This is a genomic window from Enterobacter sp. JS8-1 (assembly GCF_049187015.1).
In the GTDB taxonomy this organism is placed as follows: Bacteria; Pseudomonadota; Gammaproteobacteria; order Enterobacterales; family Enterobacteriaceae; genus Enterobacter; species Enterobacter mori.
Genome location: NZ_CP185805.1, coordinates 3,604,526 through 3,618,356, shown reverse-complemented (window position 1 = coordinate 3,618,356; position 13,831 = coordinate 3,604,526). Strand labels below are relative to the sequence as shown.

The following is a 13,831-nucleotide window of genomic DNA, read 5'->3' as shown; positions in this document are numbered from 1 at the left end:
GCATTTCTGACGACCTGATCACTTGGTCAGGGCAGGCTTGTTGTCGATGTTGGTTAAGACACCGGCGCTGCTGAAGGTCAACGTCAGGGTCTGCTGGGTCACGTCTTCGTGGCCTGGCTGCTGACGGAATACATAGAACCATGTATTTGTACCGAACGGATCGGACATCATCGGGGTTCCCAGTGCATAAGCGACCTGCTGTTGTGTCATCCCCACACGGATTTTGGACACATCGTTAGGGGTAAGGTAGTTCCCCTGGTTGATGTCAGGACGGTAAACCACTTTCTCCAGAGTGGAACAGCCTGCGGTCAACATCAGAAGAACCGCTGCGGCAGCGGTCAGCATTTTACAACGCATAGTGATTTGATTCCTTTTCGGGCCCGAGCAGAACGCGGCTCATATGTAATATGCCGATGATAATAGACCTTGCCCCACTTTGAAACCGGTCTGGCGGCGTTTTTGTTGTTCTCTATGACTCTGAGATCCCGAAAAAGTTTATGCCGCCAGCAGTTCTTTCGCATTCGCGAGCGTATTGCGGGTGACTTCGCTACCACCGAGCAGGCGCGCCAGCTCCTGCAGACGCGCGCGTTTATCCAGCGGTTTCATGTGCGTTTCGGTCATTTCACCATCCGTCTCTTTGCTGACGATAAAGTGATGATGACCACAGCCAGCCACCTGTGGAAGATGGGTGACACACATCACCTGAGTCGATTCGCCCAACTGGCGCAACAGTTTGCCTACAACGGCCGCTGTCGGACCACTGATCCCTACATCCACTTCATCGAAAATCAGCGCCGGGGTTTCCATTTTACGCGCGGTAATCACCTGAATCGCCAGTGCAATACGCGACAGTTCGCCGCCGGAGGCGACCTTAGAGATGGCCTGCAAAGGCTGACCTGGGTTCGTGGTGACGCGGAATTCTGTGCGATCCGCGCCTTCCGCAGTCAGGTGGCTCTCTTCGAAGCGAACATCAATACTGAACACGCCGTGCGGCATCGCCAGGGTGTGCATGCTGTCGGTGATGTGCTGGCTTAACTCCTGCGCATAGTGCTGACGGATATCGTGCAGCTGTTTCGCCGTTGCCAGCGCCTGCTGATGGTGCAGGTTTACCGCCAGAGACAACGTTTCCAGTGAATCAGCCTGATCGTCGAGCTGGTGTTGTTCATCAAGGAGAGACTGATAAAAGGCTGGCAACTCCTCCGGCGTGACGTGGTGCTTACGCGCCAGTGAAATCTGACGGGATATACGCTGCTCAAGCTCAAACAAACGGTTCGGGTCGAGATCCAGACGTTCACAGTAGTGGCGCAGTTCGTCACCCGCTTCGGAGATCTGAATGGCCGCTTCTTCCAGCATATCCAGGACGCCAGAGAGTTTACTGTCCATCCCGACCAGTTCGGTAACCAGTTGACGGACGTTATACAACTGGCTCTGTAGATTTACGTCTTCGCCATCTGCCAGCATGTTGAGCGCATTTTGGCTGGTTGAAAGTAAATGACCGCTGTTAGCCAGACGTTTGTACTCTTCGTCGATTTGCTCAAACTCTCCCGCCTGCGGGTTGAATTCATTCAGCTCTTTAAGCTGATACGCCAGCAGTTCCGCACGGGCTGCTCGCTCCTGACTTTGCTGCTGATGTTGAGCGAGTTCACGGCAGCTCTGATGCCACTGGCGATAGTGTTCCGCCATAAGCTGAGTAAGCGCGTGCTCACCTGCGTAGCCATCAAGAAGGGCCTTCTGCTGCTCGGGTTTAATCAACTGTTGATGCGCGTGCTGACCGTGGATCTGAATAAGCAACTGGCCAAGCTCGCGAAGCTGGGAAAGGGGGACCGCTGTACCGTTGATAAAACCGCGGGAACGACCGTCGCTGCTGATGACGCGGCGGAGTAAACACTCACGTCCGTCTTCGAGCTGGTTCGCTTCCAGCCAGCGCAGGGCTGCAGGGGTGTCTTTCAGGGAAAAACGGGCGCACAGGTCGGCACGGGTTGCCCCCCGGCGCACCATATCGCCCTCTGCGCGGCCGCCAAGGCACAAGCCGAGGGCATCAATGGCAATAGATTTACCCGCACCGGTTTCACCGGTGATTGCCGTCATGCCGCTGTGGAAGTCGATCTCAAGCTCACGAACAATGGCAAAGTTGCTGATGGTCAGTTGTGCCAGCATAATTGTTTTCCTGTATGAAAAACCATAACTGTGTTTTCATACAGTATAAACTGGTTTTTTATACAGTAAAGTGCTGGATGCAAAATCAGAATAATTTTTTTGACCAGCCGAGTTTTGAACTCAATGTATTGAAATAGCTGTAATCTTTCGGATGAATCAGATTCAGATGGTAATCACATCGACGAATAAGGACATCTTCACCTTCCTGGATCGGCAGCGCTATCTGGCTGTCGCAGCTGATCTCCAGGTCATTACGGCGGTGTGAGAACCGCAGGCGTATCGTGCTGTCGCCGTTGATGACCAGCGGGCGGGCGGAGAGCGTGTGCGGGAACATCGGCACCAGGGTAATGGCATCCAGTGATGGCGTCAGGATTGGGCCACCAGCGGAAAGCGAGTAGGCGGTAGAGCCTGTAGGCGTTGAGATAATCAGCCCGTCAGAGCGCTGCGAAAAGGCAAAGATTTCGTCGATATACACTTCGAACTCAATCATGTGCGCCACTTTACCGGGGTGGAGAACCACCTCGTTGATCGCGGTGCTGATGCGCTTCTGGCAGTCCTGCTGACACACCTGCGCTTCCAGTAAAAAACGTTTTTCGCTGATGTAGTGCCCTTCCAGCACGTCAGCCAACTGTTGCTGGGCGTTATCCGGGTCGAGATCGGTTAAAAAACCGAGATTGCCACGGTTGATGCCGATGACCTTAATATCATAACGCGCCAGCGTGCGGGCTGCGCCAAGCATGTTGCCGTCGCCGCCCACCACCACGGCGAGATCCGCCTGCTGACCAATTTCTGCCAGCGTGCCGGTTTTAACGCCCTTCAGCTGCAGCTCCTGAGCAATCTGCTGTTCGACCATCACTTCATAGCCTTTGCCACACAGCCAGCGATACAACATTTCATGTGTCGTCAATGCGGTAGGGTGACGCGGATGCCCGACGATCCCAATACACCTGAAATGATTATTCATTTTCTGGAGGTCCTTGTGCCTGATGAATGATGACAATCTGTCTTGTTCCCTTGAATCCCGGAAACTGATCCCCATAATAAGCGAAGTTAGCGAGATGAATGCAGAAAAACGCGGAGAAATTCATGAGTAGTAAAGAACAGAAAACGCCTGAGGGGCAAGCCCCTGAAGAAATTATCACGGAACAGCACGATGAAGTTGAGGCTGTAGAGCCAGAAGCGTCTGCTGAGCAGGTGGACCCGCGCGATGAAAAAATTGCCAACCTGGAAGCCCAGCTGGTAGAAGCGCAAAATCGCGAACGCGATGGCGTGCTGCGTATCAAAGCGGAAATGGAAAACCTGCGTCGTCGTACCGAGCTGGACGTTGAGAAAGCGCACAAATTTGCGCTGGAAAAATTCGTCAATGAACTGCTGCCGGTCATCGATAGCCTGGATCGTGCACTGGAAGTGGCAGACAAAGCGAATCCGGATAACGCGGCAATGATCGAAGGTATCGAGCTGACGTTGAAGTCGATGCTGGACGTGGTGCGTAAGTTTGGCGTGGAAGTGATTGCCGATACCAATGTACCGCTGGATCCGAACGTACACCAGGCGATCGCCATGGTGGAATCTGAAGAGATTGAAGCCGGTAAGGTGTTGGGTGTGATGCAGAAAGGTTATACCCTGAACGGCCGTACCATTCGCGCGGCAATGGTGACCGTGGCGAAAGCGAAAGCGTAATGTGCTGCCTGTAGTGCCGGGTGGCGGCGTTCGCCTTACCCGGCCTACATTTTATTCGGCAATACTTTCGCGTAGAGGCTTAACGGGCAGGACTTTCACCTGCTTAATCATATTGTCCTGCACGTCCAGGATATCAATATCATACTGTTCAATACGCACACGCGTTCCTGCTGCCGGTATCTCTTCCAGCGCTTCCAGAATCATTCCATTTACGGTGCGCGCTTCATCTTCCGGTAAATGCCAGTTGAAAGCTTTATTAAGTTCACGAATGTTCGCACTGCCGTCGATCAGCACCGAGCCGTCATTTTGCGGGGTGACTTCTTCGGCAAGGGAAGGCGACATGGATGTGGTAAAGTCACCGACAATCTCTTCCAGAATATCTTCGACCGTCACTAATCCCTGAATATCGCCGTACTCATCAACCACCAGACCGACTTTCTTCTTGTTACGCTGGAACTTCACCAGCTGTATGTTGAGCGGTGTCCCTTCTGGCACGTAGTAAATTTCATCTGCGGCGCGCAGCATCACCTCTTTAGTGAACTCTTTTTTCTCGGTCATCAGACGATATGCCTCACGCACGCGCAGCATACTGATGGCGTCATCCAGAGAATCGCGATACAGCACGATGCGCCCGTGTGGTGAGTGCGTCAGCTGTCGGACGATGGCTTTCCAGTCGTCGTTGATATCAATCCCAACGATCTCGTTACGCGGCACCATGATGTCGTCTACGCTGACTTTTTCCAGATCCAGTACCGACAACAGCATGTCCTGGTTGCGACGGGAGATCTGCGAGCGGGATTCATTCACGATGGTGCGCAACTCGTCTTTGCTGAGCGCGCTGCTGATGGTGACGTCTGCTTTGATGCCAACCATGCGCATCAGCAGGCGTGTCACCATATTCAGCAGCCAGACCAGCGGCATCATCAGGATCAACAGCGGTGCCAGCAGGAAGCTGCTCGGGTAGGCAACCTTCTCCGGGTAAAGCGCGGCAATGGTTTTGGGCAGTACTTCAGCAAACACCAGCACGACAAACGTCAGTACCCCGGTGGCAATCGCGACGCCAGCGTTGCCATACAGGCGCATCCCGACGATGGTGCCCAGTGCCGAGGCGAGAATGTTGACGAGGTTGTTACCGATAAGCACAAGGCTAATCAGGCGATCCGGTTTACGCAGCAGCTTTTCGACACGACGGGCGGCACGGTTACCCTGTTTGGCGCGATGGCGTAACCGGTAGCGGTTGAGCGTCATCATGCCGGTTTCCGAGCCTGAGAAATAGGCGGAGATGACCACCATGATGATCAGGGTGACGATCAGCGTGGTGGTGGAGATGTGTTCCAGGGGGAACTCCTTTGTTACTTAGCCAGCAAATTGCTGTATGAAGCGACTTCCAAAATAGGCAAGGGTAAGAATACCCGCGCCCGCGACGTTGAACCAGACTACGCGACGACCGCGCCAGCCTTCGTGATAATGGCCCCACAACAGGACAATATAGACAAACCACGCGATGATGGAGAGCACCGCTTTATCGATATTCTCCACGCTGAACAGGTTCTTCATGTAAAACAGACCGGTGCAGAGCGTGAGCGTCAGCAGCACCACGCCGACCTGGGTGATGTGGAACATCTTACGCTCAATGACCATCAGCGGCGGCATTTCGTGATTGAAGGCCAGCTTTTTGTTCTTCAACTGGTAATCAATCCAGGCGAGCTGCATGGCGTAAAGCGCCGCAATAATCAGCGTCGCGTAGGCAAACAGCGACAGGCCGATATGCACCAGCATCCCCGGCGTCGCTTCCAGATGGGTAATGAACTCATTGGGCATAAACGTGGCCAATGCCAGATTGATCAGCGCGAAGGCATAAACAATCGGCAGCAGAAGCCAGCCGCGGTTTTTGGACGCAACAATGGTCATCACCGTACAAATCATCAGGCTGACCAGTGAGCCGACATTCAATACGCTCAGGTTTTGCACGCTGCCGTCGCCAGGAATAATGCGAGATTCCAGTGCAAAAGCATGGCTTATCAGTGCTATTACCGCCGAAAGAACAGCCATGCGCCGCCAGCCGCTGTTTTTTTGCAGCAGGCCGGGAATGATCAGCGCGAGGCTGACAGAGTAGGCAACAAGGGCGATCAGTGCGAAAACAGGCATATAGGCGTCGACAGTTGTCTTAATAAGAAAGATAAGCAGTATAACGTTACGTGACGCGTGCTCCAACCGTTGCATAACAACAAAGCTGCCTTCATGTTATACTCCGGCAAAATTCTGTGTATGTGTCGCTTACGCGACCCAACGTTTCTACCCCAGGCGAGAGACAATGTTTGATAATTTAACCGATCGTTTGTCGCGCACGCTGCGCAACATCAGCGGCCGCGGACGCCTCACCGAAGAGAATATCAAGGAAACGCTGCGCGAAGTGCGCATGGCGCTGCTCGAAGCAGACGTTGCGTTACCGGTCGTGCGTGATTTTATCAACCGCGTAAAAGAAAAAGCGGTTGGACATGAAGTTAACAAGAGCCTGACTCCGGGTCAGGAGTTCGTCAAAATCGTACGTAACGAGCTGGTTTCGGCGATGGGCGAAGAGAATCAGGTGCTTAACCTGGCCGCTCAGCCTCCGGCCGTGGTGCTGATGGCGGGCCTGCAGGGTGCGGGTAAAACGACCAGCGTTGGTAAGCTGGGTAAATTCCTGCGCGAAAAGCACAAGAAAAAAGTGCTGGTGGTGTCTGCAGACGTCTATCGCCCGGCGGCGATCAAACAGCTGGAAACGCTGGCAGAGCAGGTTGGCGTGGATTTCTTCCCGTCAGACGTGGCGCAGAAGCCTGTCGACATCGTTAACGCGGCGCTGAAAGAAGCGAAGCTGAAATTCTACGACGTGCTGCTGGTGGATACCGCCGGTCGTCTGCACGTCGACGAAGCGATGATGGACGAGATCAAGCAGGTGCATGCCTCTATCAACCCGGTAGAGACCCTGTTTGTTGTTGACGCCATGACCGGTCAGGATGCGGCGAATACCGCGAAAGCGTTTAACGAAGCGCTGCCGTTAACCGGCGTGGTGCTGACCAAAGTGGACGGCGACGCCCGCGGCGGTGCGGCGCTCTCCATTCGTCATATCACTGGTAAGCCAATCAAGTTCCTCGGCGTCGGTGAGAAAACCGAAGCGCTGGAGCCGTTCCATCCGGACCGCATTGCTTCCCGAATTCTCGGCATGGGCGACGTGCTGTCGCTGATCGAAGATATCGAGAGCAAGGTTGACCGCGCGCAGGCCGAGAAGCTGGCCAGCAAGCTGAAAAAAGGTGACGGTTTCGATCTCACCGACTTCCTTGAGCAGCTGCGTCAGATGAAAAACATGGGCGGCATGGCCAGCCTGATGGGCAAACTGCCGGGCATGGGCCAGATCCCTGACAACGTAAAATCCCAGATGGATGACAAAGTGCTGGTGCGTATGGAGGCGATCATCAACTCGATGACGCTGAAAGAGCGTGCGAAGCCAGAAATCATCAAAGGTTCCCGTAAACGCCGTATCGCGGCCGGTTGCGGCATGCAGGTGCAGGACGTAAACCGCCTTCTGAAACAGTTCGACGACATGCAGCGCATGATGAAGAAAATGAAGAAAGGCGGCATGGCGAAGATGATGCGCGGCATGAAAGGCATGATGCCACCCGGTTTTCCAGGGCGTTAATCGCTTTTGAGATTGCTTTTTGCCCGAAAATGAGTAAAATTTTCGGGCTTTTAATATGACACCCGGGCTCCGTTCCTCGATGGGGCCCGGTTGTTTTATTCACACAAGAGGATGTTATGGTTACTATTCGTTTAGCTCGTCACGGCGCTAAAAAGCGTCCGTTCTACCAGGTTGTTGTGACTGACAGCCGTAATGCACGCAACGGTCGCTTCATCGAGCGCGTTGGTTTCTTCAACCCACTGGCCGCTGGCGCAGAAGAAGAAACTCGTCTGGATCTGGATCGTATCGCTCACTGGGTTGGCCAGGGCGCTACTGTTTCCGATCGCGTTGCTACGCTGATCAAAGCAGCAAACAAAGCAGCTTAATCTGTCACGGTGGTCATGATGAGCAATAAAGCACCTGTTGAACCGATCGTATTGGGAAAAATGGGTTCTTGCTACGGTATCCGTGGTTGGCTCAGAGTGTTTTCCTCCACTGAAGACGCTGATAGCATTTTTAATTACCAGCCTTGGTTTATCCAGAAAGGCGGTAAGTGGGAAGAGGTCGAGCTGGAAAGCTGGCGTCACCACAATCAGGACATCATCATCAAGCTGAAAGGCGTTGACGATCGTGATGCCGCGAATGCCCTGACTAATTGTGAAATTGTCGTGGATTCGTCGCAGTTGCCACAGCTGGAAGAGGGTGACTACTACTGGAAAGACCTTATGGGTTGCCAGGTAGTCACTACCGAAGGCTACAGCCTGGGGAAAGTCATCGATATGATGGAAACCGGGTCAAATGACGTTCTCGTCATTAAGGCAAACCTGAAAGATGCATTTGGCATCAAGGAGCGGTTGGTTCCGTTCCTCGATGGACAGGTTATCAAGAAAGTCGATCTCACTACTCAAACCATTGAAGTAGATTGGGATCCTGGTTTTTAAATTCTCCGGATAAACGGTAAAAGACGGCGCTATGTGGATTGGCATAATTAGCCTGTTTCCTGAAATGTTCCGCGCGATTACCGATTACGGGGTAACTGGCCGGGCAGTAAAGAATGGCCTGCTGAGCATCCAGAGCTGGAGTCCTCGTGACTTCACTCATGACCGGCACCGTACCGTGGACGATCGTCCTTACGGCGGCGGACCGGGGATGTTAATGATGGTGCAACCCTTACGGGACGCCATTCACACAGCAAAAGCCGCGGCAGGTGAAGGCGCAAAGGTGATTTATCTGTCACCTCAGGGACGCAAGCTTGATCAAGCGGGCGTGAGCGAACTGGCGACGAATCAAAAGCTGATTCTGGTCTGTGGTCGCTACGAAGGGATAGATGAGCGCGTAATTCAAACCGAGATTGACGAAGAATGGTCTATCGGCGATTACGTTCTCAGCGGTGGTGAGTTACCCGCAATGACGCTGATTGACTCCGTCGCCCGGTTTATTCCGGGGGTACTGGGCCATGAAGCTTCGGCAACGGAAGATTCCTTTGCCGATGGATTGCTGGACTGTCCACACTATACTCGTCCTGAAGTGTTAGAAGGGATGGACGTCCCGGCAGTGTTACTGTCTGGAAACCATGCCGAGATACGTCGCTGGCGTTTGAAGCAGTCGCTGGGCCGAACCTGGCTTAGAAGACCTGAACTTCTGGAAAACCTGGCTCTGACTGAAGAGCAAGCAAAGCTGCTGGCCGAGTTCAAAACTGAACACGCGCACCAGCAGCATGAACATGATGGGAATGCGTAATACGCTCCCGAATATCAGTTTACCCAGGATAAGAGATTAAATTATGAGCAACATTATTAAGCAACTTGAACAAGAGCAGATGAAGCAGGACGTACCTTCCTTCCGTCCAGGTGACACCGTGGAAGTGAAAGTATGGGTTGTTGAAGGTTCCAAAAAACGTCTGCAGGCATTCGAGGGCGTGGTTATCGCTATTCGTAACCGCGGTCTGCACTCTGCATTCACTGTTCGTAAAATTTCCAACGGCGAAGGCGTTGAGCGTGTCTTCCAGACTCACTCTCCGGTAGTTGACAGCATTGCTGTTAAACGTCGTGGTGCTGTACGTAAAGCTAAACTGTACTACCTGCGTGAGCGTACTGGTAAGTCTGCTCGTATTAAAGAGCGTCTGAACTAAGATTCGCTTAAGCGACATCCTGTTAGAAAGGGCTGGCCGAAAGGCTGGCCCTTTTTTTTGTAATCGCATCTCACGCATTAACTCTTTCGACATAAATCATTTACAATGCTTGCCTCTTCACCGGAGGGTAAGTGGATAACGTACTGCATCAGCATAATGGGAAACGCGCAGCGGCATTGGCCGCGCTGTTTGCGATCCTGCTGATCGTGGTCGCGCCGCTTATCTCTGTCTCGCTGCAAAAAGATCCCATGAGCTCCATGCCGGGCATGCATCATGATATGAGCATGATGTCGGTGGATGACCATCACGGCGATATGCAGCATTCCATACCTGTTGACCATGCGGAGGCCTGCGGCTACTGCGTGCTATTAGCGCATGTACCTGGCGTGATGCTGGCGCTGATCGTCCTGCTAAGCGCGGTGCTGCAAAGGCTGCGCGTTAAGCCGCCGCGCCAGGCGGTCAGCCACTGGCACTTTTTCCCCTGGCTTTACCCTGATACCCGCGCGCCGCCGCGGCAGTCTGCTTTTTCCCTTTAAAAATAAATCGATAACTTACTGCCTTAAAAAGGAAAAGTATGACTACCTGCACTCCGCGCGCGGCATGGGGAAACCTGCTGCGTCGCCTTCATTTCTACGTCGGGCTGTTTGTCGGCCCGTTTATCTTCTTCGCCGCGCTGACCGGTACGCTGTATGTGGCAACCCCGCAGCTGGAGAATGCGCTCTACCGGCACGCGCTCCACACGAATTCCGTGGGCGAGTTGCAGCCGCTGGCGGAACAAATTGCCGTGGCGGAAAAAACCATTGGAACAGATCTGCGTTTGCACGCCGTCCGTCCGGGGCTGGCTGAAGGTGAAACCACCCGCGTGATGTTTGCTGACCCGTCGCTTGGTCCGTCGGAACATCGGGCTATCTTTGTCGATCCGATTAGCCTGGCGGTGCTGGGGGATATGACGGTATACGGCACCAGCGGGATTTTACCGCTGCGTCAGACCATTGATTACCTGCATACGTCGTTGATGCTGGGCGATGTTGGGCGGCTCTACAGCGAGCTGGCGGCCTCGTGGATGTGGGTCGCTGCGCTCGGCGGCATTGCGCTGTGGTTTTATACCCGACCCAAACGGCGCATTAACAACCCCTTTCAGAACCGACGTCGAGTGCATGTGGCGTTAGGCTGGACGCTGCTGGGCGGAATGTTGTTATTCTCAGCAACCGGCCTGACCTGGTCCCAGTGGGCGGGGGGGAACGTTGATAAGCTGCGTGCTGAGATGAACTGGCTGACGCCGCAGGTCAATACAATGCTCTTCGGTACGCCCATGGTCATGGACGAACACGCCGAACATCGCGGCCATCATGGGGGAATGATCGTGCCGGAGATGGCGATGGATCTGACGCAGTTTGATGGGGTGCTGAGTGCTGCGCGAAAGGCAGGAATTGATGCTAACAAGCTTGAGATCCGCCCCGCCAGTACATCCGATCGAGCCTGGACGGTAACGGAAATCGATCGCAGCTGGCCAACGCAGGTTGATGCCGTTGCGGTTGATCCCAATACGATGCAGGTCATGGACAGAACCCGCTTTGAAGATTTCCCGTTAATGGCAAAACTGACCCGCTGGGGCGTGGATTTCCATATGGGGATCTTATTCGGGCTGGTGAATCAGCTGCTGCTCGTTGCGTTCGGACTCGCCCTTTGCGTGCTCATTATCTGGGGATACCGAATGTGGTGGATGCGTCGTCCGGCGAGGTCAGCTGCGAACCCGGTGCAGACGCTTTGTCAGAGCTGGCTGGCGCTGTCATTCTGGGGGAGGGTGGTCACGATAGTGGTTAGTGCTCTGCTGGGACTGGCGTTGCCGGTGATGGGCGTTAGTCTGGCCTTGTTTATCTTTGTCGACTGGCTACGCTGGCGAGCGGCGTCAGGCGTGTCGCTCGCCGGCTCCTCCGTTAAATAACCTTATGGCGTGCTGATGACTACCGCGACCCGGCGGTTTTCAGCGCGCCCTTGCGAGGTGCTGTTGCTGGCAACGGGATATTTTTTGCCTAATCCCCGCGTGGTGAGGTTACTGCGTGGGATATTCGCACCCTTTGCCCAGGTGTCTGCAACGGCATTGGCACGTTTTAACGAGAGCGCTTCGTTATAGCTATCCTCACCATAATTATCCGTGTGGCCGTCCATCCGGGCGTGGTTCAGGCCGGTTGCCGCCAGACGCGAGGCCATGGTCTGGATCTGTGTTTCGCTCTCCGGGCGCAGTCTTGCATCATTTTTATCAAATAAGATTCTATCCGACAGCCCCAGGGACCAGTCGCCATTCAGTTCGTTAAAGCCGTAAGACTTCATCGCCGCAACTTGTTCTGGTGTAAATTTACCTGGCGGTGTCTGGCAGCTTGCCAGGGCCAGCGATCCGAGTAACAAGGGCGCGATATATCGCTTTAACATAGTACATTCCTTTCTAAGTTATTGTTTTTGTACGCTGATTCTTGACCAGGTACATATTGCGGTCGGCTTGCTCCAGTAATGCTTCCACGGAGGCATTTTCCCACGCCAGAGCGAAGCCAATGCTGAGTGACAATGATGCAGTTTGCCCGTTATGCAGATCAAACGGACGGATAAACTGCTGAGAAAGCGCAGCACAAAGATGTTGAACTTCACGCTCAGAATGGACGCCGTACAGCACCATAGCGAACTCGTCGCCGCCGAGGCGGTATGACTGATGACGTTTATCACCAAACTCAACCATCCTGCTGGCGACTTCTATCAGCACGCCGTCACCTGCCGCATGTCCCCAGGTATCGTTGATAAACTTGAAGTTATCCCCATCGAGGAAAAGCAGGGCCGAGTTTGCCTTTGCCGATGAATCGTTCATCAGTGCCGCAATGCTATTACGAAACGCAGCGCGGTTAGCCAGCCCGGTTAAGGGGTCGTGCATGGCAGTACGGAGTAACTGGGCATTCCTGGCCTGGAGCTTTAGCTGCCACTCTTCCATCTCATCCAGCAGGCTGTTGAAGTCTTCGCCAAACTGGTGGAATTCTTCAATACGGCCTTCCGTCACCCGACGGGAGAAATTACGGTTGGCGCGCACGTCATGGACGACGTCGGTAATATTCTGCATCTCCGTAACCATGCCGTGATGCAGGGAACGTGTAATGGTGAGCGCAACGGCAGAAGCTAACAGAATGCAGCCGGTCAGGACAGCAAACGACAGCCAGATAAAGTGGCTGATAAGGCTGTCTCGTGCGGTAAGTCGAATTTCGCCAATCACCGTGCCGTTATGCACGATCGGTTGTGCAACAGGGACAGGAAACAGCCAGCGACTGACCAGCGCACCCAGGGTGTCGGTGTTATCTTCCGGATCCCATGACCAGTAAGCGAAACGTTTTTGGTGGGCATTGAGAACTTCCGCCACGGCAAATTGCCCTTGTTTCCCAAGGGCTGCAAGTGTTTCATTGGCAGCGAGTGAATCATTGAAAACCAATGAGGCTTCAAGGCTGTGACTCATGGTTGAGCCGGTGAGTTCGAGATTCTTTTGCGCGTATTGCTTTAATGTCACCACGGAAGCGAAGCACAGCAATAACCATATAAATGTCATTGTAATGATGACGCTTATCATGCTGATCCGGCGCAACGTTCTTTTAAACGTCGGACGCGGAGTAGAGGCGAAATCCTTATTCATGCTTTTTATTCCGTGCAAGCATTAATACATCTGGATTGACGCGCACGCCACTGCGCGTCAATGCATCCAGATTGACGGAAAATCTGACCTGGTTCTGTTCTGTTATCAGGCAAAATGCACTGCCAATAACACATTCAGGATTTTGCTCTGAGATTAATAGCAACGCTCGGCCCTGATATTGACTAATTAATTCAAGTTGTTTTGCAGGCGATTCAGCCCCGAAATAAATAGCATCGCACGTCGCGGAGAGTGCTTCCTGATCGTTACGTACAATGACAGGAGTATAAGGTAACTGGCTTTGCGCATCTTCACTGCTGAGTACTTGCGTATAGTGAGATGAAGCATAAATACAGAGCTTAGGCTGCCCTGAGAGTGAAGGCCATCGGGTATAGCTCACAATACCGGAAACAATCGAACGTACCGATTTATCGGTATCTGTGAACGGAGCTGCCGTCGCTGAACCTGCCGTAAAGAACAGCATTATCACCAGAGTGAATCGGAACAAAGAGATCAAGAATAAATTTCTCACCAGATTCCGCCACAC

Annotated in this window: 16 protein-coding genes; 8 read left to right on the top strand and 8 right to left on the bottom strand. The window is 53.4% G+C overall.

The features are described from left to right. Window positions 1–18: 18 nt before the first annotated feature. The 3 genes from bamE to nadK form a co-directional block, all read right to left on the bottom strand. The gene (gene bamE, locus ACOQH0_RS17130) at window positions 19–357 is read right to left on the bottom strand and encodes an outer membrane protein assembly factor BamE (RefSeq protein WP_014884883.1); all 339 of its coding nucleotides are present in this window, start codon (window positions 355–357) and stop codon (window positions 19–21) included. Window positions 358–495: 138 nt separating this feature from the next. After that, window positions 496–2,157, bottom strand: a complete 1,662-nt coding sequence (gene recN, locus ACOQH0_RS17125; RefSeq protein ID WP_421510864.1) for a DNA repair protein RecN — start codon at window positions 2,155–2,157, stop codon at window positions 496–498. Between the two features lie 85 nt (window positions 2,158–2,242). Then, window positions 2,243–3,121: an NAD(+) kinase gene (gene nadK, locus ACOQH0_RS17120; protein WP_042717523.1), complete on the bottom strand. Its 879-nt coding sequence runs from the start codon at window positions 3,119–3,121 to the stop codon at window positions 2,243–2,245. A gap of 122 nt (window positions 3,122–3,243) precedes the next feature. Here nadK and grpE point away from each other — a divergent pair, with 122 nt between their 5' ends. Then, a complete protein-coding gene (gene grpE / locus ACOQH0_RS17115) occupies window positions 3,244–3,837 on the top strand; it encodes a nucleotide exchange factor GrpE (protein WP_139157916.1) in 594 nt (197 codons plus the stop codon). Window positions 3,838–3,888: 51 nt separating this feature from the next. Here the strand turns inward: grpE and ACOQH0_RS17110 are convergent, their stop codons facing one another. Both ACOQH0_RS17110 and ACOQH0_RS17105 read right to left on the bottom strand, forming a co-directional pair. Beyond that, the gene (locus ACOQH0_RS17110; protein ID WP_421512366.1) at window positions 3,889–5,175 is read right to left on the bottom strand and encodes an HlyC/CorC family transporter; all 1,287 of its coding nucleotides are present in this window, start codon (window positions 5,173–5,175) and stop codon (window positions 3,889–3,891) included. 18 nt (window positions 5,176–5,193) lie between these two features. Next, a complete protein-coding gene (locus ACOQH0_RS17105) occupies window positions 5,194–5,985 on the bottom strand; it encodes a cytochrome C assembly family protein (protein ID WP_041951454.1) in 792 nt (263 codons plus the stop codon). Between the two features lie 166 nt (window positions 5,986–6,151). On the opposite strand from ACOQH0_RS17105, the gene ffh reads away from it, so the two are divergent. The 7 genes from ffh to ACOQH0_RS17070 all read left to right on the top strand — a co-directional run bounded on the left by ffh (window position 6,152) and on the right by ACOQH0_RS17070 (window position 11,568). Further along, entirely contained in the window at window positions 6,152–7,513 is a 1,362-nt protein-coding gene (gene ffh, locus ACOQH0_RS17100) for a signal recognition particle protein (protein ID WP_003863132.1), read from the top strand. 116 nt (window positions 7,514–7,629) lie between these two features. Then, window positions 7,630–7,878, top strand: a complete 249-nt coding sequence (gene rpsP / locus ACOQH0_RS17095) for a 30S ribosomal protein S16 (RefSeq protein WP_003863133.1) — start codon at window positions 7,630–7,632, stop codon at window positions 7,876–7,878. Between the two features lie 15 nt (window positions 7,879–7,893). Then, window positions 7,894–8,433, top strand: a complete 540-nt coding sequence (rimM, locus tag ACOQH0_RS17090; RefSeq protein WP_021241995.1) for a ribosome maturation factor RimM — start codon at window positions 7,894–7,896, stop codon at window positions 8,431–8,433. A 31-nt stretch (window positions 8,434–8,464) separates the two neighbouring features. Further along, complete coding sequence (trmD, locus tag ACOQH0_RS17085; protein ID WP_010434154.1) at window positions 8,465–9,232, top strand: tRNA (guanosine(37)-N1)-methyltransferase TrmD; 768 nt, start codon at window positions 8,465–8,467, stop codon at window positions 9,230–9,232. 43 nt (window positions 9,233–9,275) lie between these two features. Continuing rightward, window positions 9,276–9,623, top strand: coding sequence for a 50S ribosomal protein L19 (gene rplS / locus ACOQH0_RS17080; protein ID WP_002914145.1), 348 nt, complete (start codon window positions 9,276–9,278; stop codon window positions 9,621–9,623). A gap of 131 nt (window positions 9,624–9,754) precedes the next feature. Next, entirely contained in the window at window positions 9,755–10,159 is a 405-nt protein-coding gene (locus tag ACOQH0_RS17075) for a DUF2946 domain-containing protein (protein WP_421510863.1), read from the top strand. 38 nt (window positions 10,160–10,197) lie between these two features. Beyond that, complete coding sequence (locus tag ACOQH0_RS17070; RefSeq protein WP_421510862.1) at window positions 10,198–11,568, top strand: PepSY-associated TM helix domain-containing protein; 1,371 nt, start codon at window positions 10,198–10,200, stop codon at window positions 11,566–11,568. A gap of 2 nt (window positions 11,569–11,570) precedes the next feature. Here the strand turns inward: ACOQH0_RS17070 and ACOQH0_RS17065 are convergent, their stop codons facing one another. Genes ACOQH0_RS17065 through ACOQH0_RS17055 form a run of 3 tightly spaced genes read right to left on the bottom strand, consistent with a single transcriptional unit; the run spans window position 11,571 to window position 13,816 of the window. Further along, on the bottom strand, window positions 11,571–12,053 hold the full coding sequence (locus ACOQH0_RS17065) for an OmpA family protein (RefSeq protein WP_421510861.1): 483 nt from the start codon (window positions 12,051–12,053) through the stop codon (window positions 11,571–11,573). Window positions 12,054–12,066: 13 nt separating this feature from the next. Then, window positions 12,067–13,287: a diguanylate cyclase DgcN gene (gene dgcN / locus ACOQH0_RS17060; RefSeq protein ID WP_411778371.1), complete on the bottom strand. Its 1,221-nt coding sequence runs from the start codon at window positions 13,285–13,287 to the stop codon at window positions 12,067–12,069. Then, a complete protein-coding gene (locus ACOQH0_RS17055) occupies window positions 13,280–13,816 on the bottom strand; it encodes a YfiR family protein (RefSeq protein WP_172411144.1) in 537 nt (178 codons plus the stop codon). The genes dgcN and ACOQH0_RS17055 overlap by 8 nt, the downstream gene beginning before the upstream one ends. Window positions 13,817–13,831: the final 15 nt, after the last annotated feature.